The sequence below is a fragment of the Micromonospora sp. NPDC048887 genome (assembly GCF_040649715.1).
GTDB lineage: Bacteria > Actinomycetota > Actinomycetes > Mycobacteriales > Micromonosporaceae > Micromonospora.
Genome location: NZ_JBEZGA010000003.1, coordinates 29,867 through 51,143, shown reverse-complemented (window position 1 = coordinate 51,143; position 21,277 = coordinate 29,867). Strand labels below are relative to the sequence as shown.

The 21,277-nt window shown below is 72.7% G+C and carries 19 protein-coding genes; 8 read left to right on the top strand and 11 right to left on the bottom strand.

What is annotated here, in order from left to right:
• Positions 1-4: 4 nt before the first annotated feature.
• A complete protein-coding gene (locus tag AB0C17_RS05865) occupies positions 5-802 on the bottom strand; it encodes a tyrosine-protein phosphatase (protein WP_357474995.1) in 798 nt (265 codons plus the stop codon).
• Between the two features lie 44 nt (positions 803-846).
• Between AB0C17_RS05865 and AB0C17_RS05860 the strand changes: the two genes are divergently transcribed.
• A complete protein-coding gene (locus AB0C17_RS05860; protein WP_357380973.1) occupies positions 847-1,944 on the top strand; it encodes a dipeptide epimerase in 1,098 nt (365 codons plus the stop codon).
• Between the two features lie 99 nt (positions 1,945-2,043).
• Positions 2,044-2,913 carry a C40 family peptidase gene (locus AB0C17_RS05855; RefSeq protein WP_357474998.1) on the top strand — a complete coding sequence of 290 codons (870 nt, stop codon included), beginning with the start codon at positions 2,044-2,046 and terminating at the stop codon, positions 2,911-2,913.
• A gap of 57 nt (positions 2,914-2,970) precedes the next feature.
• Here the strand turns inward: AB0C17_RS05855 and AB0C17_RS05850 are convergent, their stop codons facing one another.
• The gene (locus AB0C17_RS05850) at positions 2,971-3,969 is read right to left on the bottom strand and encodes a TerC family protein (protein ID WP_357380969.1); all 999 of its coding nucleotides are present in this window, start codon (positions 3,967-3,969) and stop codon (positions 2,971-2,973) included.
• 394 nt (positions 3,970-4,363) lie between these two features.
• Between AB0C17_RS05850 and AB0C17_RS05845 the strand changes: the two genes are divergently transcribed.
• Complete coding sequence (locus AB0C17_RS05845) at positions 4,364-4,657, top strand: antibiotic biosynthesis monooxygenase (protein WP_357380967.1); 294 nt, start codon at positions 4,364-4,366, stop codon at positions 4,655-4,657.
• Positions 4,658-4,756: 99 nt separating this feature from the next.
• Here AB0C17_RS05845 and AB0C17_RS05840 read toward each other — a convergent pair whose 3' ends face one another.
• The 4 genes from AB0C17_RS05840 to uvrB form a co-directional block, all read right to left on the bottom strand.
• Positions 4,757-5,650, bottom strand: a complete 894-nt coding sequence (locus AB0C17_RS05840; protein ID WP_357380964.1) for a DUF5753 domain-containing protein — start codon at positions 5,648-5,650, stop codon at positions 4,757-4,759.
• An 85-nt stretch (positions 5,651-5,735) separates the two neighbouring features.
• Complete coding sequence (locus AB0C17_RS05835) at positions 5,736-6,104, bottom strand: VOC family protein (RefSeq protein ID WP_357380963.1); 369 nt, start codon at positions 6,102-6,104, stop codon at positions 5,736-5,738.
• A gap of 25 nt (positions 6,105-6,129) precedes the next feature.
• Positions 6,130-6,966 (bottom strand): helix-turn-helix transcriptional regulator, encoded by an 837-nt coding sequence (locus AB0C17_RS05830; RefSeq protein ID WP_357380961.1) that lies wholly within the window; start codon positions 6,964-6,966, stop codon positions 6,130-6,132.
• 16 nt (positions 6,967-6,982) lie between these two features.
• Positions 6,983-9,088 carry an excinuclease ABC subunit UvrB gene (gene uvrB, locus AB0C17_RS05825; protein ID WP_357380959.1) on the bottom strand — a complete coding sequence of 702 codons (2,106 nt, stop codon included), beginning with the start codon at positions 9,086-9,088 and terminating at the stop codon, positions 6,983-6,985.
• Positions 9,089-9,383: 295 nt separating this feature from the next.
• Between uvrB and AB0C17_RS05820 the strand changes: the two genes are divergently transcribed.
• Positions 9,384-10,994 (top strand): hypothetical protein, encoded by a 1,611-nt coding sequence (locus tag AB0C17_RS05820; RefSeq protein ID WP_357476851.1) that lies wholly within the window; start codon positions 9,384-9,386, stop codon positions 10,992-10,994.
• A gap of 41 nt (positions 10,995-11,035) precedes the next feature.
• Here AB0C17_RS05820 and coaE read toward each other — a convergent pair whose 3' ends face one another.
• Both coaE and rpsA read right to left on the bottom strand, forming a co-directional pair.
• Positions 11,036-12,214, bottom strand: coding sequence for a dephospho-CoA kinase (gene coaE / locus AB0C17_RS05815; RefSeq protein ID WP_357477263.1), 1,179 nt, complete (start codon positions 12,212-12,214; stop codon positions 11,036-11,038).
• Positions 12,215-12,375: 161 nt separating this feature from the next.
• Entirely contained in the window at positions 12,376-13,905 is a 1,530-nt protein-coding gene (gene rpsA, locus AB0C17_RS05810; protein ID WP_357380953.1) for a 30S ribosomal protein S1, read from the bottom strand.
• Positions 13,906-14,217: 312 nt separating this feature from the next.
• Between rpsA and AB0C17_RS05805 the strand changes: the two genes are divergently transcribed.
• The 4 genes from AB0C17_RS05805 to AB0C17_RS05790 are packed head-to-tail and all read left to right on the top strand — an operon-like array spanning position 14,218 to position 16,274.
• Complete coding sequence (locus AB0C17_RS05805; protein ID WP_357476848.1) at positions 14,218-15,021, top strand: methyltransferase domain-containing protein; 804 nt, start codon at positions 14,218-14,220, stop codon at positions 15,019-15,021.
• 56 nt (positions 15,022-15,077) lie between these two features.
• Positions 15,078-15,680, top strand: a complete 603-nt coding sequence (locus tag AB0C17_RS05800) for a Uma2 family endonuclease (protein WP_357380949.1) — start codon at positions 15,078-15,080, stop codon at positions 15,678-15,680.
• Between the two features lie 41 nt (positions 15,681-15,721).
• Positions 15,722-15,940, top strand: a complete 219-nt coding sequence (locus tag AB0C17_RS05795; RefSeq protein WP_135241212.1) for a DUF2945 domain-containing protein — start codon at positions 15,722-15,724, stop codon at positions 15,938-15,940.
• Positions 15,927-16,274, top strand: coding sequence for a DUF3140 domain-containing protein (locus AB0C17_RS05790; RefSeq protein WP_073830920.1), 348 nt, complete (start codon positions 15,927-15,929; stop codon positions 16,272-16,274). Before AB0C17_RS05795 ends, AB0C17_RS05790 begins: the two co-directional genes overlap by 14 nt.
• Before the next feature lie 456 nt (positions 16,275-16,730).
• Here the strand turns inward: AB0C17_RS05790 and polA are convergent, their stop codons facing one another.
• The 3 genes from polA to AB0C17_RS05775 all read right to left on the bottom strand — a co-directional run bounded on the left by polA (position 16,731) and on the right by AB0C17_RS05775 (position 21,277).
• The gene (gene polA / locus AB0C17_RS05785; RefSeq protein WP_357476845.1) at positions 16,731-19,430 is read right to left on the bottom strand and encodes a DNA polymerase I; all 2,700 of its coding nucleotides are present in this window, start codon (positions 19,428-19,430) and stop codon (positions 16,731-16,733) included.
• Between the two features lie 72 nt (positions 19,431-19,502).
• Entirely contained in the window at positions 19,503-20,306 is an 804-nt protein-coding gene (locus AB0C17_RS05780; protein WP_357469429.1) for an amino acid ABC transporter ATP-binding protein, read from the bottom strand.
• A complete protein-coding gene (locus tag AB0C17_RS05775) occupies positions 20,303-21,277 on the bottom strand; it encodes an amino acid ABC transporter permease (protein WP_357380942.1) in 975 nt (324 codons plus the stop codon). The genes AB0C17_RS05780 and AB0C17_RS05775 overlap by 4 nt, the downstream gene beginning before the upstream one ends.

The window sequence follows — 21,277 nt, the reverse complement described above, 5'->3', positions numbered from 1 at the left end:
CCCGCTACTCCAGCAGCCGCTCGCGCAGCGCCGCGCGGTGCGCGTCGGTCACCCCCAGACCGTCGCGCAGGTACGCGTCGAACGAGCCGTGCGCGCGGCGCACCTCGTCGTAGGCGGCGTCCAGGTACTCCGGGCGCACCTCCAGCAGCGGCCGGGCCACCGCCGGGTCGAGGTCCGGCCGGCGCTGGATCATCGCGGACAGCAGCACCTCGCGCAGGCTCTCGGTCAGCTCGTTGTGCACCAGGTAGTCGGCGCGGATCGCCTCCTCCTGGACGCCCAGCACGGTCAGCAGCACCACCGACAGCCAGCCGGTGCGGTCCTTGCCGGCCGAGCAGTGGAACAGCAGCGGCAGGTTCGCGCCCTCGGCGGCGAGCCGCACCGCCGCGCCGAACCCGGCCCGCGCCGACTCCCCGGTGACGAACCAGCGGTAGATCGCCGTCATCGCCCCCGGCATGCCCTCGCGGGCCAGCGCCGCGTACGCGTCCAGGTCGTGGCCCTGCAACACCGCCGAGACGTACGTGAACACCGGGTGCGCCGCGTCGTAGACCGGCAGGTGCACGGTGCGGGGCTCGCCCACGAGCCGGTCCGGCGGGGCCACCGCCTGCTCGTGCGCGTCACGCAGGTCCACCACGCAGGCCGGGCCGAGCTTGCCCAGCACCGGCAGGTCCTCGTCGGTGAGCCGGCCCAGCGCGGGCGTGCGGATGAGCCGCCCCGCGCGCACCCGACGTCCATCGACCGTCGGCAGTCCACCCAGGTCACGCGCGTTCGGCGCGCCCACCAGCTCCCATTCCCGCCCGGACATCGGCCCTCCCCTGCTCGCCGCCAGTTGGCTATAGGGTGCCCCACATGACGATCGCCGCGGTACGCACCCACCGCCTTTCGGCCCCCTTACACACGCCGTTCGTCACCGCGCTGCGCCGTACCACCACCGTGGACACGCTGGTCGTGGAGGTCATCGACAGCGACGGCCGCCCGGGTTTCGGGGAGGCGCCGCAGGTCTGGCAGGTCACCGGCGCGTCGGTGGCGGGCGCCGAGGCGTGCGTACGCGAACTGCTCGCGCCGCTGTTGATCGGCCGCGACGCCGACGACCTCCAGGCGGCCTGCGCGCTGGTGCGCGGTGCCGTGGTGGGCAACGAGTCGGCGAAGGCGGCGCTCGACGTGGCGCTGCACGACCTGGCCGCGCGGCGGCTCGGCGTACCCCTGGTGCGTCTGCTCGGAGGCACGGCGCTGCGCGTGCCGACCGACGTCACGCTGGCCGCCGGTGACGCGGTCGACCTGGCCGCGACGGCGGCCCGGCGCGGGGCCGAGGGATTCACGGTGCTCAAGCTCAAGGTCGGCACCGACGCCCGCGGCGACCTGGACCGGGTCCGCGCGGTGCGCGCGGCGGTGGGCCCGGACGTACGGATCCGGCTGGACGCCAACCAGGGCTGGACGCCCCGGGAGGCGGTCCGGGTGATCCGCGCGATCGAGGACGCGGGACTCGACGTGGAGCTGGTCGAGCAGCCGGTGCACCGCCGTGACCTGGACGGGCTGGCCTGGGTCAGCGACCGGGTCGACCTGCCGGTGCTGGCCGACGAGTCCGTCTTCGACGTGCGTGACCTGGTCGAGGTGATCCGGCGCCGGGCGGCCGACATGGTCAATGTGAAGCTGGCCAAGTGCGGCGGCCTGCAACCGGCGCGCACGCTGCTCGACCTGGCCGCCGCGCACGGCATGGGCACCATCGTCGGCTCGATGATGGAGGGCCCGGTGGGGGTCGGCGCCGCGGCCAGCCTGGTCGCCGCCTACGGCACCACGGCCGTGTCGGACCTCGACGCCGCCTGGTGGCTGGCCTGGTCGCCGGTCACCGGTGGCATCCGGTACGAGGACGCGAGCGTGCTGCTGCCCGACGCGCCGGGTCTGGGCGTCACCGGACTGCGTGAAGCTAAAATTCAGACAGTTGGTTGAGCAACGTCAGAATTTTTCATATGGTCGCCCCGACGACCACCGGAGAGAGGGGTACGCGTGGCGCCTCAGCCCGGCCGGCGAGCCGTCGTACGAGTGCCGGTGGCGACCCTGTGGACCGCCCCCGAGGCGGTACGCCCGGTCGACCGTCCCGCCCTCGCCGGCTCCCCCGACGTCGCTGCCTGGATCGCCGGCATGGACCGCGACCAGCGCGTCGGCGACTGTGTCCTGACCCAGCTGCTGCTCGGCGAGCCGGTGCGTGTCATCGAGACCCGCCCGGACGGCTGGGTCCGGGTGGTGGCCCTGGGCCAGCCCGCCGCGAAGCTCGGCACCGACGGCTATCCGGGCTGGCTGCGGGCCGCCCACCTGGCCGACGCCGACCCGGCCGCTGACGGCCCGCTGACCGTCGACGCCGCCCGCACCGCGTTGCGCGCCGGGTCGGAGGGCGACGCGGCGCTCACCGGCGTGGTCCTCGGCACCCGGCTCACACCGGCCGGGCCGGCGGTGGACGGCAGGCGTCCGGTCCGCGTACCCGGGCGGCCCGATCCGCTCTGGGCCCCGGAGGACGATCTGGTGCCACTGCCCGCCGAGCGTCCCGAGGCCGAGAAGGTGCTCGCGGTCGCCGAGCGGCTGCGCGACCTGGCCTACGTCTGGGGCGGCATGTCCACCGACGGCATCGACTGCTCCGGGCTGGTGCACCTGGCCTGGCGTCGGTACGGCATCACACTGCCCCGCGACGCCGACGACCAGGCGGCGGCGACCTCGCAGGTGCCGCTTGACGCCGAACGCCCCGGCGACCTCTACTTCTTCGCCCGGCCCGGCCGGCGCATCCACCACGTCGGGATCGTGTCGGCCGAGCCGCACGGCGGCCGGCGCCGGATGCTGCACGCCTGCTACCTGACCCGGCGGGTGATCGAGGAGGAACTGCCGGCCGACCGGAGAGCCACCCTCGTCGGTGCGCACCGCGTCTGACCCCAGACACGCCTCGGGGCGCCCCCGGCACGGGAGCGCCCCGACGGTACGGACGGATCAGCGGCGGGCCTGGGCCAGTTCCCGGCGCCGGTCCCGCGACGACTTCGCCAGGCTGGCCACAGTCGCCACGGCCAGGGTGCCGAGGATGACGGTGAGCGAGAGCCAGATCGGAATGTGCGGGGCCCACGCCACGTGCTCGCCGCCGTTGATGAACGGCAGGTTGTTCTCGGCCAGCGCCTCCAGCATCAGCTTCACGCCGATGAAGCCGAGCACCACCGCCAGGCCGTAGCTGAGGTAGATGAGCCGGTCCAGCAGGCCGCCCAGCAGGAAGTAGAGCTGCCGCAGCCCCATCAGCGCGAACACGTTCGCGGTGAAGACCAGGTACGGCTCCTGGGTGATGCCGAAGATCGCCGGGATCGAGTCCAGCGCGAAGATCAGGTCGGTGGTGCCGATCGCGATCATCACGATCAGCATCGGCGTGAACAGCCGCCGGCCGTTCTCCCGGGTGGTCACCTTCGCGCCGTCGTAGTCCCGGGACAGCGGCAGCGCCCTGCGGCTCCACCGGATCAGCACGTTCTCGCTGAACTCGTCCTCGTCCGGCTCGCCCTGCCGGGCCAGGTTGACGGCGGTGTAGATGAGGAACGCGCCGAAGATGTAGAACACCCAGGAGAACTGGGAGATCAGCGCCGCACCGGCCGCGATGAAGCCACCGCGCATGACCAGCGCCAGAATGATGCCGATGAGCAGCACCTTCTGCTGGTACTGCCGGGGCACCCCGAACCGCGCCATGATGATCACGAAGACGAAGAGATTGTCCACCGAGAGGCTGTACTCGGTGAGCCAGCCCGTGTAGAACTCACCGGCGACGCGGCCACCGGCGGTCAGCCAGAGCACCACCCCGAAGACCAGCGCCAGGCCGACGTAGAAGCCCACCCACAGGCTGGACTCGCGGACGCTCGGCTCGTGCGGCCGCCGGCCGATGATGAACAGGTCGGCGAGCAGGATCGCGGTCATCGCGATCAGCGTTACCGCCCACACCAATGCGGACACGTTCAAATCCATCCTCCGGCAGACACGCTGCGCCGAGGCACACCGTACGCCCGGGTGTGGTCGCGGGGTGCGTCGACGCTGACTGGGGTGACTGTCGGAGGTCTCTTCCGCCGGGGCCCGGGGCCGGGTTCCGACCGACGGAGCCGGGTCGGGCGCCTGGGGGTACGGGCGCTCTTCCGTGCTGACGACTCCGTCGCGGGGGAATACTCCCCTCCTCGGCCGCCATTGTTCACCATCGCACCCGCATGGCGCATCTCCGGGCCGCTGCCTGATCTCCCGAGGTGCCGCGGCTCACGTCGCGCAATGCGTCCTAGGAGGCTAGCCCTGCGCCTCTACGCAGCACGCCGGCACATTCACCCCGGGACGCGCCGGCGGGCGGCCGGCATGGCAGGCTGCCAGCATGGTTCTTGAGGTTGCGCTCATCGATGTGACTCCCGGACACGAGGACGAGTTCGCCGCCGCCTACGCGCAGGCGCGGCCGATCCTCGCCGGCGCCGACGGCTGCCGCTCCGTGCGGATGACCCGCGGCGTGGAGTCGCCCACCCGGTTCGTGCTGCTCGTCGAGTGGGACTCGGTCGAGGCCCACGACGTGAACTTCCGCCAGACCGAACGGTTCGCGCAGTGGCGTGGGCTGATCGGCCCGCACTTCGCCGGACCGCCCCTGGTCGAGCACTTCATCGACGTTCCGGCCTGAACTGTCGTACCCCCGCCGTAGCCTGCGCGCTGCGCGGTCACCGATCCCGACGGGCAACGGGGGCGCCGGGCCCGGTGGCCGCGCCCAGCCGACGAGCCGTTACTCGTGCGGGCCGCGCGGCCGGGGCACCGGCGCCGCGCCGAGCCGCCGGGCCACCAGTTCGGCGGAGGCGTCCCGCGGCAGCGCCGCCGCCAGCAGCCGCTCGATCACCCGCTCATAGTGGGCCACCTCCGCCTCGGCAACCAGCCGCAGGTCGGTGGTGAGCGTCTCCACCAGCACGGTGCGCGGGTCCTCCGGGTCGGGGTAGGCGTAGTAGGAGAACGGTGCCAGCGGGTGCGGCCCGTCGCCGCCCGACGCCGCCGACGGCAGCACCCGGACGCTGACCCGGGGCCGCTCGGCGAGCGCGAGCAGGTGCCGCATCTGGTCGCGCCACACGTCCGCGGGCAGGCCGTCCGGGTCGCAGACGCGCTCGTCGACAAGCGCGGTGTAGTGCGGCGGGTCCGGCCGGATCAACAGCTCCTGGCGTGCCACCCGGGCGCGCACGTCCGCCTCCACGTCCACCTCCCCGGTCAGCGCCGCGCCGGCCGACACCCGCAGCCGGGCGTACGCCGGGGTCTGGAGCAGCCCGGGCACGAGCACGCACTGGTACTCCACGATGCGCTCCGCGCCCGCCTCCAGCTCGGCGTACGCCCGCTGACGCTCCCCCATCTCGCCGAGCGCCTTGGACCAGCCCCGGCCGGTGGCGGCGTCGCGGGCGATGACGATCAGCTCGTCGCGCTGCGGCGACGGCACCGCGTAGACGTCGAGCAGGTCGAGCACGTCGGCCAGGTCGGGCCGGCTCTGCCCCAGCTCGATGCGGGACAGCTTCGACGTGGACGCCCAGCCCAACCGGGCGCAGACCTGCTCGAGCGTGAGCGACTCGCGACGGCGCAGCCGGCGCAGCTCCACACCGAGCCTCGCCCTCCGGACCACAGGACTTGCTGACAACGGCATGCGCGCCTCCCGGGAGGGAGCGTACGCATCGCCGTCACGCTCGGCAATACCTCCCCCACAGAGCGCAACCGCGCGGACGGCGTGCTCAGGGGCGGTAGGTACCGAACGACCAGACCAGCCCGGCCACGTCGCGGGCGGCGTAGTCACGCGAGCCGTAGTCGGTGTCGAACGGCGCCCGGACGATCTCCGCCCCGGCCGCCCGGGCGCGCTCGTGGTGCGCGTCCACGTCGTCGAGCGCCACGTAGACGCGGTAGTCGTCGTCCGCCGGCCGGGACTGCGGCGCCGGCCCCGGGCCGAGCATCACCAGGTCGTCGCCGTACGCCAGCTCGGCGTGGCCGATGGTGCCGTCGGGCAGCTCGTGGGCCTCGCGCACGGTGAGGCCGAACGCCGAACAGAGGAAGTCGACGGCGGCTCGCACGTCGGGATACCGCAGGACCGGATAGATGCTTCGCATGGCGGTCAGTCTGCCGCCGGGGCGGTCAGGCCGGATTGGACGAATGCGATCCGGGCCCGGTCAGCGCGGCCGGGGTGGTGCCGGCGAACTCGCGGAACTCCCGGATCAGGTGCGACTGGTCGTAGTAGCCCCACCGGGCCGCCCGCTCCGCCCAGCCGGCGTCGTCCGGCACCGCGACCGGCGCGGTGAGAAGGGTACGGCCCAGGCTCGCGTACGCCCGCTCGAAGCGCAGCAGCCGGGCGACAGTCTTCGGCGGCAGGCCGAACTCCTGCCGGAACCGGACCGACAGGTGGCGCCGGGACCAGCCCAGCTCCCCTGCGAGCGCGGCCACGCCGACCGCTCCCCCGCTGCCGTCCAGACGCCGCCAGGCGGCCAGCAGGTGCGGGTCCACCGGCGCGGTCGCCGCCAGCCGCGCGGCCAGGGCGGCGTCGAGCCGGGCGAAGCGCTCCGGCCAGCCCGGCTCGCCGGCCAGCTCGTCGCGCAGCCGGGCCAGCCAGCCCGCCACCGCGCCGACCGGCACCGCCCGGTTGGCCAGCTCGGCCAGCGGCAGCCCGAGCAGGCGGCGGGCCGCCGGGGCGGTCAGCAGCACCTGCACCCCGGTGCCGGTCCCGGCCGTCCGGGTGACGCACCAGCCGTCGAACGGACCGGCCAGGAAGGCGTTCGCGGCGGACCCGCCCCGGCCGGCGGCACGCGGATCGGTCACGTCGAGGGGGTCGCCCCAGCCGAGGATCAGCACCACGAAGGCGCCCGCCACCTCCCGGCGTACCAGCGGGACGGGCGCGTCCTCGCGGTAGCCGAGGTAGCTGCCCACCCACCGGCGCAGCCGAGGGTCGGGGTGCCCGACGACGGCCTCGGTCAGCATCGCGCCGCCGCGCCGGTCACCGGACCCCTGCGGCGTCCATCCCGCGCAGCTCCTTCTTGAGGTCGGCGACCTCGTCGCGGATCCGCGCGGCCAGCTCGAACTGCAGCTCCCGCGCGGCGGCGAGCATCTGGTCGTTCAGCTCCTGGATGAGGTTGGCCAGGTCGGCCCGGGCCATCCCCTCCCGCGACGGGGTCGCCGCCGCGCCCCGGCGGCTGCGCGTCTCCTTGACCGGCGCCTTGCCCCGGGACAACTGCCGCGCCGCGCCGCCGACGTTGCTGTTCTCGGTGTCCTCCGCCTCACGGTAGATGTCGTCGAGGATGTCGTGGATCTTCTTGCGCAGCGGCTCCGGGCTGATGCCGTTCGCCTCGTTGTGCGCGATCTGCTTGGCCCGGCGCCGGTTGGTCTCGTCGATCGCGCTCGCCATCGACGGCGTGATCTTGTCGGCGTACATGTGGACCTGACCGGAGACGTTACGGGCCGCGCGGCCGATGGTCTGGATCAGCGACCGGCCGCTGCGCAGGAAACCCTCCTTGTCGGCGTCGAGGATCGCCACCAGCGACACCTCGGGCAGGTCGAGACCCTCCCGGAGCAGGTTGATGCCCACCAGCACGTCGTAGTCGCCCTTGCGCAGCTCGCGCAGCAGCTCGACGCGGCGCAGCGTGTCGACCTCGGAGTGCAGGTAGCGCACCCGGATGCCGTTCTCCAGCAGGTAGTCGGAGAGGTCCTCGGCCATTTTCTTGGTGAGCGTCGTGACCAGCACCCGCTCGTCCCGCTCGGTACGCAGCTTGATCTCGTGCATGAGGTCGTCGATCTGCCCCTTCGTCGGCTTGACCACCACCTCGGGGTCGATCAGGCCGGTCGGCCGGATCACCTGCTCGACGAACTCGCCCTGCGCCTGCTCCAGCTCCCACGGGCCGGGGGTCGCCGAGAGGTAGACCATCTGGCCGACCCGCTCCAGGAACTCGTCGAAGCGCAGCGGCCGGTTGTCGGCGGCGCTGGGCAGCCGGAAGCCGTGGTCGATGAGCATCCGCTTGCGGGAGGCGTCGCCCTCGTACATGCCGCCGATCTGCGGGATGGTCACGTGCGACTCGTCGACCACGGTGAGGAAGTCGTCGGGGAAGTAGTCGAGCAGGCAGTGCGGCGGGCTGCCGGGCAGCCGGCCGTCGATGTGCATCGAGTAGTTCTCGATGCCGGAGCAGAACCCCACCTGGCGCATCATCTCGATGTCGTAGGTGGTGCGCATGCGCAGCCGCTGGGCCTCCAGCAGCTTGCCCTGCCGGTCCAGCTCGGCCAGCCGCTCGCCCAGCTCGGCCTCGATGTCGCGGATCGCCCGTTCCATCCGCTCCGGGCCTGCGGCGTAGTGCGTGGCCGGGAAGATCATCAGGCTGTCGACCTCGCGGACCACGTCACCGGTCAGCGGGTTGAGGTAGTAGAGCTTCTCGATCTCGTCACCGAACAGCTCGATCCGGACCGCCAGCTCCTCGTACGCCGGGATGATCTCCAGCGTGTCGCCGCGCACCCGGAACGTGCCGCGCTGGAAGGCCATGTCGTTGCGCGTGTACTGAATGTCGACGAGCCGGCGCAGCAACTGGTCGCGATCCAGCTCCTGGCCGACCTTGACCCGCACGGCCCGGTCGAGGTATTCCTCCGGCGTGCCCAGGCCGTAGATCGCCGAGACGGTGGCCACCACGATGACGTCACGCCGGGTGAGCAGCGACATGGTGGCCGAGTGCCGCAGCCGCTCGACCTCCTCGTTGATCGAGGAGTCCTTCTCGATGTAGGTGTCGGTCTGCGGGATGTACGCCTCGGGCTGGTAGTAGTCGTAGTAGGAGACGAAGTATTCGACAGCGTTGCCCGGCAGCAGCTCGCCGAACTCCTTCGCGAGCTGGGCGGCGAGCGTCTTGTTGGGGGCGAGCACCAGGGTCGGCCGCTGGAGCCGCTCGACCAGCCACGCCGTGGTGGCGCTCTTGCCCGTGCCGGTCGCGCCGAGCAGCACCGTGTTGCGGTCGCCGCGCCGCACGCGGCGCTCAAGCTCGTCGATGGCAGCCGGCTGGTCACCGGCCGGCTGGAACTCACTGACGACCTGGAAGCGGCCGTCGAGCCGGGGAATGTCGAGCGCCATGACACCAACCGTACGCCCGGGGTCCGACACTTCGGCCACGACCACTGACCGTCCCTGATCCGCTTCGATATTCGCATTGTGTGGCTCATCTCACCGGCCTATCCTCGTACCGTAGGCCGCTCGCGGCGGCCGACCGGGCCGGTGATCGCCCCTCGCGGGCCGGTCGCCCCCGGCGCCAGGGCCGCAGCACCCGGGACGACCGGCGTGCGCGCCGACGGTGGTCGCGCGCAGCGCTGACCGGCCGCCGCGAGCGCCCCTGCTCGTCACCGAAACCCCGCTCTCGCGTTCTCCACTCGTGGGGACCTCTCCCGAGCGCCGGCCGCGACGCGAGCCCGACACCGGCACCGGCACGCCCCCGCCCGCCGACGAGCCGGGCCGCCCGCGCGGGGTGAGCCGTCCCCACCGGTCCTCCGCGCGTGGCGGCGGCGACCAGGCCGTACCCCGTGAACCGGGCCGGGGTCACCGGCGTGGCCGCACCAGCACACCGACCCGGCCCGCCACAGTGGCCGGGCGTCGCCGCCGCGCCGGCCTGCTCGCCGGCCACCACCCCACGCTCGTCACCCGGCCGGCCGGCGAACCGGAACTGGACGGCGCCGACGATCCGCCGGACGGGCCGGGCCGGCGCCGGCTCGCGCTCGCCGCGCTCGTGGCGGCGGCTGCGATATCCGCCGCGACGCTCGTCGCCGCCCTGCCGGCGTGGGTACCCGGCCACACCGACAAGGCGGCAGCCGAACGCCCCCTCACCGCCGCCCAGGCCGACCGGGTGGCAGCGCTGCGGGTCACCAACCTGCGCGACGTGCGCGCCGGCGTCCGGGTCACCGTCGGCGCGGACGCCGCCCGTACCGAACTGGTCGGCTGGGTCGACTGGGCCCGCCCCCTGGTCTACCTGGACGTCGGCGGCCCGGGCGCGGGTGCCGACCGGGGCCTGGTGCAGGCCGTCGCGTCCGCGCTGCTGGTACGTCCCGACCCCGCCGCGCTCCCCACCCCGGCCCGGCCGCCGCTGGTGCCACCGGCGGACCGGTGGCGGCTGCGCGATCCGGCCGGCGGCCACGGCCTCGGCGCGGTACGCGACCTGCTGATCGGGCTCGGGGCCGACCGGGTCGACAGGCCCGCCGCCGACGGGCGGTGGCTGCGCCGCGACCAGGTCGACGGCGTCCCGGTGGACGTGCTCCAGGCGCCCCTGGCCCCGCTCGGCGGCCGGCCGGCGCTGTGGGTGGACGCGGACGCCCGGCTGCACCGGCTCACCGGCCGGCTGGCCGACGGCACGCCCGTCACCGTCGACCTGATCCGTGCCGACCGGCCCGCCCTGCGCGCGGTGGACGCCCTCGGCGGCCGGCCGGGGCAGCCCCGGGCGCTCACCGACGACGAGGCCGCCCGGCTGGCCACGCTGCCCGCCCGGCTACGGGCACTGCGCGGCGCGTCGGTGGACGTGGCCGCCCCGCTCGGCCCGTCCGCCGACCTGCGGGCCACCGGCACGGTGAACTGGACGAGCCCGTCGGCGTACCTCGTCGTGGTCGAGGAGGGCAGCGGCCGGCGTACCCTGCGGTGGGTCCGGCCGGACCGGGTGGCCGAGGTGCGGCACCCCCCCGACGGGCCCGCGTCCCTCCCGACGCCGATGCCGCCCGCGCTGCTCGCCGCCCCCACGCGACCGCCCGGCGATGACCTGGACCGGCTGCTCGACGCGGCCCTGCGGGCGGCCCGGCACGCGCCCGGCGCCACCGCCCGGGTCCGGGAGGACCGGCTGGGCGACCGGACGGTCGACGTGTTCGAGCTGTCCGGCAACCGCCGCCTGTGGCTGGACCGCGGCGGCCTGCCGCGCCGGATGGAACTGCGCACCCGGCCGGGCGTGTGGATCCGGCTCGACCTCACGCCGGGCAGCGGCGGGCCGTCCGCGCCGCCCCGCTGAACCGGCGGGGCCTCCACAGCCCGCTGAGCCGGAGCGCCCGGTCAGGGCCGCCAGCCGCTCTGCGCCGCCCACTCCTCGGCGCGCAGGTGCTCCTCGTCGAACCAGGGATCGGTCACCGTGCCCCACGCGGCGCGCTCCGGCGCGGCCGCCGCCAGTTCCCGCTTCACCTGGAGGTAGTCGGCCCGCCGAGCCGGGTCGGCGCGCAGGTGGTCGCGCGTGAGCAGCGCGTACCGCCAGCCGGGCGAACCGGCCTCCCGCAGGTGCAGGCGCACCGGACGCCCCGGGTCCGCGCTCCCGTGCAGCCGCTTGGGCCAGCGCACCTCCTCCGGCTGACGCGGGGTGTCCCACCACTCGCCCGGCAGCCGCGGGAACCCCGCCTCGGCCAGCCGCCGCGCCAGCGGCCCGTCCGCCTCGGCCAGCGAGGAGACCGTCACCTGGATGTCGATCACGTCCGGGGCGGCGAGGCCCGGCACGGCCGTGGAGCCGACGTGGTCGACGCGGATGTCGCCGCCGGCCGCGTGGCGGATCCGGGCGGCCAGCCGGGCGTACTGCTCGGGCCAGGTCGGGTCCGGCTCGGCCGGCGCCGCCGGGTCGGGCGGGACGGCGCGGCGCTCGCGGACGTTGCGCTCGTAGGGCAGCAGGCGGTCCCGCCAGAGGACGTCCACCGCGGCGTGCAGCTCGGCGAGTGTGCCGTCGTTCGTGAGCAGCACGTCGGCGACCGCGCGGCGGGTGGCGTCGTCGGCCTGCGCGGCGATGCGCCGCTGGGCCTCCGCCGGGGCCATGCCCCGGTCGCGGGTCAGCCGGGCCATCCGGATCGGCACGGCCGTCCGCACCACGACCACCAGGTGGTACGTCGGCGCGAGTCCCACCTCGGCCAGCAGCGGTACGTCGTTGACGACTATCGCGTCGGCGGGGGCGGCGGCGACCAGTTCGGCGCTGCGCGCGCGTACCCGGGGATGGGTGATCCCTTCGAGCGTGCGGCGGGCGGCCTCGTCACCGAAGACCAGCGCGCCCAGGGCGGCCCGGTCCAGCGCCCCGTCGGCGTCCAGGACCCGGTCGGAGAAGGCGGCGACCACCTCGGCCAGCCCGTCGGTGCCGGGCGCGACGATCTCGCGGGCGATGCGGTCCGAGTCGACGATCACCGCGCCCAGCGCGGCGAGCCGGCTCGCCACCGCGCTCTTGCCCGATCCGATTCCGCCGGTCAGCCCCACCTTCAGCACCCGCACAGTCAACCGGATCCTTCGTCCGCATGCCAAACCGCCCGGCCACACGACGCGGGCCCCGCCCCCGGCGCTCCGCTGGTGCGGAACGCGGGGACGGGGCCCGTCGTCAGAGGCAGTCGGCGGTCCGTCCGGTGGGACGGACCCGCGTCAGCGTCCGGTCACTTGCCGCCGGCGAGCTTCTCCCGCAGCGCGGCGAGCGCCTCGTCGGTCGCGAGCGTGCCGGCCGGCTCCTCGGCCTGACGGCTCGGGGCCGAGGTCGAGGTCGAGGTGGTGCCGGTGGTGGCCGGAGCCGGGTTGGCGGCAGCCTCGGCGTCGGCGGCGCGGGAGGTCTGCACCTGCTTGGTGTGGGCCTCCCAGCGCTGACGGGCCTCGGCGTACTGGTTCTCCCAGGTCTCCCGCTGCTTGTCGTAGCCCTCGAGCCACTCGCCCGTCTCCGGGTCGAAGCCCTCCGGGTAGATGTAGTTGCCCTCGTTGTCGTACGTGGCAGCCATGCCGTAGAGGGTCGGGTCGAAGTGCTCCTCGCCCTCGACGAAGCCCTCGTTGGCCTGCTTGAGCGACAGCGAGATCCGGCGGCGCTCCAGGTCGATGTCGATGACCTTGACCATGACCTCGGAGCCGACCTGCACGACCTGCTCCGGGATCTCCACGTGGCGCTCGGCCAGCTCGGAGATGTGGACCAGGCCCTCGATGCCGTCGTCCACCCGGACGAACGCGCCGAACGGCACCAGCTTGGTGACCTTACCCGGCACGATCTGCTGGATCGCGTGGGTGCGGGCGAACTGACGCCACGGGTCCTCCTGCGTCGCCTTCAGCGACAGCGAGACCCGCTCGCGGTCCAGGTCGACGTCCAGGACCTCGACCTCGACCTCCTGGCCCACCTCGACGACCTCGGACGGGTGGTCGATGTGCTTCCAGGACAGCTCGGAGACGTGCACGAGGCCGTCCACGCCGCCCAGGTCGACGAACGCGCCGAAGTTGACGATCGAGGAGACGACGCCCTTGCGGACCTGCCCCTTCTGGAGCTTGTTGAGGAACTCGGTGCGCACCTCGGACTGCGTCTGCTCCAGCCAGGCACGGCGGGACAGCACCACGTTGTTGCGGTTCTTGTCCAGCTCGATGATCTTGGCTTCGAGCTCGCGGCCGACGTACGGCTGCAGGTCACGCACACGCCGCATCTCGACGAGCGACGCGGGCAGGAAGCCACGCAGGCCGATGTCGAGGATGAGACCACCCTTGACGACCTCGATGACCGAACCGCGGACGACGCCGTCCTCGTCCTTGATCTTTTCGATCGTGCCCCAGGCCCGCTCGTACTGCGCCCGCTTCTTGGAGAGGATCAGCCGACCCTCCTTGTCCTCCTTCTGGAGGACGAGGGCCTCGATGTGGTCACCCACCGAAACGACCTCGGCCGGGTCCACGTCGTGCTTGATCGACAACTCCCGAGAGGGGATGACACCCTCGGTCTTGTAGCCGATGTCGAGCAGGACCTCGTCCCGATCGACCTTGACGACGGTGCCTTCGACAATGTCGCCGTCGTTGAAGTACTTGATGGTCTCGTCGATCGCGGCGAGGAAAGCTTCCTCAGAGCCGAGGTCGTCGTGGGTGACCTTGTTGGCGCTCGAGGTGGCCTCGATGCTGCTCGTCATGTGGGCGGTTGCTCCGGTCGGATGGGTTGTCACAGCGGGCATGGGTGTCGCGGTGACTCTTCCGCGCCAACGGATCCGTCGCCGGGCACACCGAACGATCGACGCGAGAAGATCATTAGTGGCTCCGGTGACCGCGCACCTGCTCCCTGCCGAGGCACACGATCCGCGAGCGCATCGTCTAGCCTACCCGCTGCATTACCACAGCGTGCAAGCCCTCCCGGGTCCGTGCGAACTCATCCCCTGCGAAAGCGGAGATTTTGCTCGGTAAGGTGCCATCGCTGTCTCGTCCGTCACATCCGCCCCAGCCGCCACCCCACCGCACCGGGTCCGCGCCGCCGGACCTAGCGTGAACCCGTGGACGACGACAGGGTGACCCGCCGACGGGTCGACGCCGGGGAGATCCGCCGCGCCAACCGCGGCTGGTGGGACACCGACGCCGACGCGTACCAGGACGAGCACGGCGCGTTCCTCGGCGAGGTCGACTTCGTCTGGTGCCCGGAGGGGCTGCGCGAGTCCGACGCCCGGCTGCTCGGCGACGTCACCGGCCGGCGGATCCTCGAACTCGGCGCCGGGGCGGCCGCCGCCGCCCGCTGGCTCGCCGCCCAGGGCGCCCGGCCGGTCGCACTCGACCTGTCCGCGGGCATGTTGCGGCACGCCGCCGAGGCCGCCGGGCGCACCGGGGTACGCGTGCCGCTGGTGCAGGCCGACGCGCTCGCGCTGCCGTTCGCCGACGCCGCGTTCGACACCGTCTGCACCGCGTTCGGCGCGATCCCGTTCGTGGACGACTCGGCGGCGGCGATGCGGGAGGTGGCGAGGGTGCTGCGGCCGGGCGGCCGGTGGGTCTTCTCGGTCACCCACCCGATGCGCTGGATCTTCCTGGACGACCCGGGCGAGGGCGGGCTGACCGCCGTGCACTCGTACTTCGACCGTTCCCCGTACGTCGAGCAGGACGAGAACGGTGTGGCCACGTACGTCGAGCAGCACCGCACCCTGGGCGACCGGATCCGGGAACTGGTCGGGGCGGGCTTCCGCCTGCTGGACCTGGTGGAACCGGAGTGGCCCGCCGGGCACGAGGGGGTCTGGGGGCAGTGGAGCCCGCTGCGCGGCCGGCTGTTCCCCGGCACCGCGATCTTCGTCGCGGAGAAGCCGGCCGGCTGACGCCAACGGACCCGCTGTGCGATCGACCCTCCCGTGGCACGCGGCACGCTGTCCCCATGAGCGTCGGCCCGGCCCCCACCTCAGCCTTTCCCTGGCGCCCTGACCCCATTCGGCAACTGCTGACCGACTACAGGCTGGACGACCTACTGACGCTGCCGCCCGAAGCACCGAGCGTCGAACTCGTCGATGGCATCATCCACCTGACGCCCTTCCCCACTCTCGGCCACCAAGGCATCGCCAGCCTGCTGGCGATATGGCTGCGATCCCGCGTTCCAGCCCATCTGCGCGCGGCCCAGGCGGTGAGCATCGGTCTGGACGTCGACTCCAGTCGCCGTCCGGACGTGCTGCTCCACCACGCCGGGCTGCCGAGCGACAGGTCCCTCCTGCGACCGGCGGACGTCGTCCTGGCCGTCGAGATCGTCTCCCCCGGCACCCGGCGCGTCGACCGGTTCGCCAAGCCGGGCGAGTACGCCGCCGCGCGGATCCCGTTCTACTGGCGGATCGAGCAGGACCCGGTGCACCTCTACGCGTACCGCCTCGGTGACCGGATCGGCCCCGGCGGCGAGCGGCAGTACGAGCTGGTGGACGACAGCAGCGAGGTGATCGAGCTGTCCGAGCCCTTCGCGATCAAGCTGCCGATCGCGGAGATCCGGCCCTGACCACACCGTTACTCGGTGTCCGGCACGGGTAACCGGGCCGCATGGCCGAGAAGGAGTTCCGCGCCGGCGACCACGTCTCCTGGGCCAGCCACAGCGGCCGGGCGTACGGCGTCGTCAAGGAGAAGCTGACCGAGCGCACCCACGTACGCGGACACACCGTGAACGCCTCGCCCGCGCAGCCGCAGTACCGGATCACCAACGACGACTCGGGCCGCGACGTCGCCCACCGGCCGGAGGTGCTTCGCCATGAGTCGCGCTGAGGACCCGCAGCAGACCTACCGGGAGTTCACCGACGCGGTGAACATGAAGCCGGGCGAGCTGACCCGCTGGCTGGAGACCGAGGAGTCCAAGCACGTCGGCTGGCACAAGAAGGGCACCCAGGGCGGTGAGTCGGTCGGCCACGACTCCGGCCGGCGCATCGTCGACCTGCTGCGCCGCAAGCGCGCCGACCTCACCGCCGCCGACTACAAGCACATGCGCAAGGTCATCGGGTACGTCCACCGCCACCTGGCCCAGCGGCCGTCCGGAGACGTCCGGGACACCCGCTGGCGCTGGTCGCTGATGAACTGGGGGCACGACCCACTCAAGAGCTGAGCCGCCCGGTCCGTTCGCCGCGCGTTGGTAGCGTGCCGGCGATGACGACAGACGTCCCGACCGCCGGCCGTCATCCCGCGCCGGACGGGTGATCCTCCTGGCGGGCCTCGGGCTCGTCGCCGTCGCGGCGCTCCTCCTGGTGGTGACCGGGAACACCGGCATCAGGTACAGCGCCGACCACGACGGCACCGTACCGATGTGGCACCGGTGGATCCCGGCGCTGGCCGGGATCGTGCTGATCCGCCTGATCCCGCCCGCACCCGACCCGAGGTGGCCGGACCCGGTCGCGCCGTACCGCGAGGCGGTGCCGCCGCTGCTGGCCGGGGTCGCGCTCGCCGCCGTCTCTTCCCCAGTGATCAAGGAGTTCGTGTCCCCGAACGGGCTCGGGCGTGACACGAACTCCTTGATCACCGGGGCCTGCGGGCCGGGTGGAGGCCGGCGTCGGTGGGGACGGGGTCAGTGGTCGGCGCTGTTCCAGTCGTGGCCCTCGCCGACCGACACCTCCAGCGGCACCGACAGCGGGTACGCCTCGCCCATCTCCTTGCGCACCAGCGCCTCCAGCGCCTCGCGCTCGCCCGGGGCGACCTCGAAGACCAGCTCGTCGTGCACCTGCAACAGCATCCGGGAGCGCAGACCGGCGTCGCGCAGCGCGCCGTCGACGTGCAGCATGGCGACCTTGATGATGTCGGCCGCCGAACCCTGGATCGGGGCGTTGAGCGCCATCCGCTCGGCCATCTCCCGGCGCTGCCGGTTGTCGCTGACCAGGTCGGGCAGGTAGCGGCGGCGGCCCAGGATGGTGGAGGTGTAGCCGTCCTGGCGGGCCCGTGCCACGACCTCCTGGAGGTAGTCGCGGACCCCGCCGAACCCGGCGAAGTAGTTCTCCATCAGCCCGCGCGCCTCCTCGGCGCTGATGCCGAGCTGCTGGGACAGGCCGAACGCGCTGAGCCCGTACGCCAGGCCGTAGTTCATCGCCTTGATCTTGCGGCGCTGGTCGGCGGTGACGTCACCGACCTCGACGGCGAAGACCGACGAGGCCGTGGCGGCGTGGAAGTCGTGCCCGGAGTTGAACGCCTCGATCAACGCGTCGTCCGAGGACAGGTGCGCCATGATCCGCATCTCGATCTGGCTGTAGTCGGCGGTGAGCAGGCACTCGTAGCCCTCGCCGACGACGAACGCGCGCCGGATCCGCCGCCCCTCCTCGGTGCGGATCGGGATGTTCTGGAGGTTCGGCTCGGTGGAGGACAGCCGCCCGGTCGCCGCCACGGTCTGGTTGAACGTGGTGTGGATCCGGCCGTCGTCGGACACGGACTTGAGCAGCCCGTCGACAGTCGACTTGAGCTTCGCGACGTCGCGGTGGCGCAGCAGGTGATGCAGCAGCGGGTGCTCGGTCTGCGCGAACAGCCACTGGAGCGCGTCGGCGTCAGTGGTGTAGCCGGTCTTGATCCGCTTGGTCTTGGGCAGGCCCAGCTCGGTGAAGAGGATCTCCTGCAACTGCTTCGGCGAACCCAGGTTGAACTCCCGGCCGACCACCTCGTACGCGCCCTGGGCGGCGGCCTTCACCTCGGCGGCGAAGTGCGCCTCCAGCTCCGAGAGGTAGTCGGTGTCGGCGGCGATGCCGGTGCGCTCCATCGTGGCGAGCACCCGCATCAGCGGCAGCTCCACACCGGCCATCAGCCGGGCCGACTGCTCGCCGTCGCGGGACAGCTCGGCGTCGATCGCGTCGGCCAGGTCGAGCGTGGCGCGGGCCTGGAGCATGAGGTTCTGCTCGGCCACGCCCTCGTCGCCGAGCCCGTCGAGGGTGAGCTGCCCGCTCTCCGGCGCGTCGACGCGCAGCTCCCGGTGCAGGTAGCGCAGCGCCAGGTCGGTCAGGTCGTACGAGCGCTGGTCGGGGCGGGCCAGGTAGGCGGCGATCTGGGTGTCGCGGGCGATGCCCCGCAGCTCCCAGCCGTGCGCGGCGAACGCCAGCACGGCCGGCTTGCTGTCGTGCAGCACCTTCGGGCGCTCGACGTCGGCCAGCCACCCGGCCAGCGCGGCCTCGTCACCGGCGTCCAGCCGGCTCGGGTCGAACCAGGCGCCGGCGCCGGCGGCGGTGGCCAGCGCCATCGCTGTGACGGTGGCGGTGTGCCGGCGGTTGGGACCGGTGTCGAGCGTGACCGCCAGGCCGACCGGCGCGCCCGCCGGGGCGTGCGTGTCGAGCCAGCCGGCGAGCGTGCCCGGCTCGGTGAGCACCTCGCCGGCCAGCTCGAAGCCCGCCTCGGCCTCGGGCTCGACCGCCTCCAGGTATTGGTAGAGCCGGTCGCGCAGGATGCGGAACTGGAGCGTGTCGAAGACCTGGTGCACCGCCTCGCGGTCCCAGCCCTGCCAGCGGGCGTCCTCGGGGCGGACCGGCAGCTCCAGGTCGGAGACCAGGCAGTTGATCTCGTAGTTGCGGATCACGTCGGCGAGCCGCTCGCGCAGGCTGTCACCGGCCTTGCCCTTGATCTCGTCGGCCCGGGCCACCACGCCCTCGACGCCGCCGTACAGGTTGATCCACTTGGCGGCGGTCTTCGGGCCGACGCCGGGCACACCGGGCAGGTTGTCGCTGGTCTCGCCGACCAGCGCGGCCAGGTCGCGGTAGCGGTCCGGGGTGACGCCGTACTTCGCCTCGATGGCGGCCGGGTCCATCCGGGCCAGGTCGGAGACGCCCTTGCGCGGGTAGAGCACGGTCACGTGCTCGCCGACGAGCTGGAACGCGTCCCGGTCGCCGGTGGAGATCAGCACGTCCATGCCCTGGTCGCGGGCCTGGCAGGCGAGCGTGGCGATGACGTCGTCCGCCTCGTAGCCCTCCTTCTCGACCACCGGCACGCGCAGCGCGGCCAGGACCTCCTTGACCAGGCTGACCTGACCCTTGAAGTCGGTGGGGGTCTCGCTGCGGCCGGCCTTGTACTCGGAGTATTTCTCGGTGCGGAAGGAACGGCGGGAGACGTCGAATGCCACCACGATGTGCGTGGGCTGCTCGTCGCGCAGCACGTTGATCAGCATCGAGGTGAAGCCGTAGACGGCGTTTGTCGGCTGCCCCGTGGTGGTGGAGAAGTTCTCCACCGGCAGGGCGAAGAACGCCCGGTATGCCAGGGAATGTCCGTCGACGAGGAGCAGGCGCGGCGTCGTAGCTGTCACGGCTGCGACTCTAGTCCGTACGCCCGACAACTCCGGCCTCCGGTGCGGCGCGCGCCGCACCGGAGGCCGAGGTCAGAGAACCTTGGCCAGGAACGCCTTGGTCCGCTCGTGCTGCGGCGCCGAGATCACCTCGCGCGGGTCGCCCTGCTCGACCACCACCCCGCCGTCCATGAACACGAGGTGGTCGCCCACCTCCCGGGCGAAGCCGATCTCGTGGGTCACCACGATCATCGTCATGCCGTCGCGGGCCAGGTTCTTCATCGTGTCCAGCACCTCGCCCACCAGCTCCGGGTCGAGCGCGCTGGTCGGCTCGTCGAACAGCATCAGCTTCGGCCGCATGGCCAGCGCCCGGGCGATCGCCACCCGCTGCTGCTGGCCGCCGGAGAGCTGACCGGGGTACGCGCCGAGCTTGTCGCCCAGCCCCACCCGGTCCAGCAGTTGCGCGGCGTGCTCCCGGGCCTCCGCCTTCTTGGCCTGGCGCAGCAGCACCGGCGCCTCCATGACGTTCTGGAGCACCGTCATGTGCGGGAACAGGTTGAACCGCTGGAACACCATGCCGATGGCCCGGCGCTGCGCGGCCACGTCCTTGTCCCGCATCTCGTACAGCTTGCCGCCGCGCTCCCGGTAGCCGATCAGGTCGCCGTCCACCCAGATCCGGCCGGCGTCGATCTTCTCCAGGTGGTTGATGCAGCGCAGGAACGTCGACTTGCCGGAGCCGGAGGGCCCGAGCAGGCAGCACACCTCACCGGAGCGGACCTCCAGGTCGATGCCCTTGAGCACCTCCAGCGGCCCGAACGACTTGTGCACCTGCTCGGCCCGCACCATCAGCCCGGACTCCGCGGTCGGCGTCTGCGGGGAAACCGTCGCCTCGGTCATGATTCCGCCGTCCCACTCGTGGTGCCGCCGCTCTCGGCGGCCAGACCCCGTAGCCGCTGCCGGGCTCGCCCGCTGCGTCCGACACCCTTGGAGTAGTGGCGCTCCAGGTAGTACTGCCCGACCAGCAGGACGCTGGTCAGGAGCAGGTACCACAACGTCGCGGCGACGTACATCGGGAAGGGCTGGAAGGTCCGGGAACCGACGGCCTTGAGCTGGAAGAACAGCTCCATCGACACCGGCACGAAGGCCACCAGCGAGGTGTCCTTCAGCATCGCGATGGTCTCGTTCCCGGTCGGCGGGATGATCACCCGCATCGCCTGCGGCAGCACGATCCGCCGCAGGATCTGCGCCCGGCTCATGCCCAGCGCCTGAGCCGCCTCGGTCTGCCCCTCGTCCACCGACTGGATGCCGGCCCGGACGATCTCGGCCATGTACGCGGCCTCGGACAGACCCAGCGCCAGCATGCCGGCGACGAAACCGGTCAGGATGTCGACCGCGCTGAACCCGAACAGCCGGGCCTCGAAGTCGTGCAGCCCGAACAGGGCACCGATCTGCCTGTCGAACGGCAGACCGAACTCCAGCCGCGCCCAGAGGATGCCGAGGTTGCCGAAGAGGATCGCCAGCACGAGCCGGGGTACCGCGCGGAAGAACCAGGTGTAGACCCAGGACACGCCGCGCAGCACCGGGTTGGGCGACAGCCGCATGATCGCGATGACGACGCCCAGGACGATGCCGATCGCCATCGAGGTGATCAGCAGCAGGATGGTGCCGCGCAGGCCTTCGACGATCGGCGGGCGGAACATCTCGTCCACCATGAACGACCACTGGAACGCGGAGTTCGTGACCAGCATGTGCACGAACATCGCGACCAGCACGGCGATGACCGCCACGCCCACCCAGCGCCCGGGGTGCCGCACGGGCACGGCCTTGATCGGTTCAGGCCGTGCCCGTCCGGATGTGTCGACCGACAT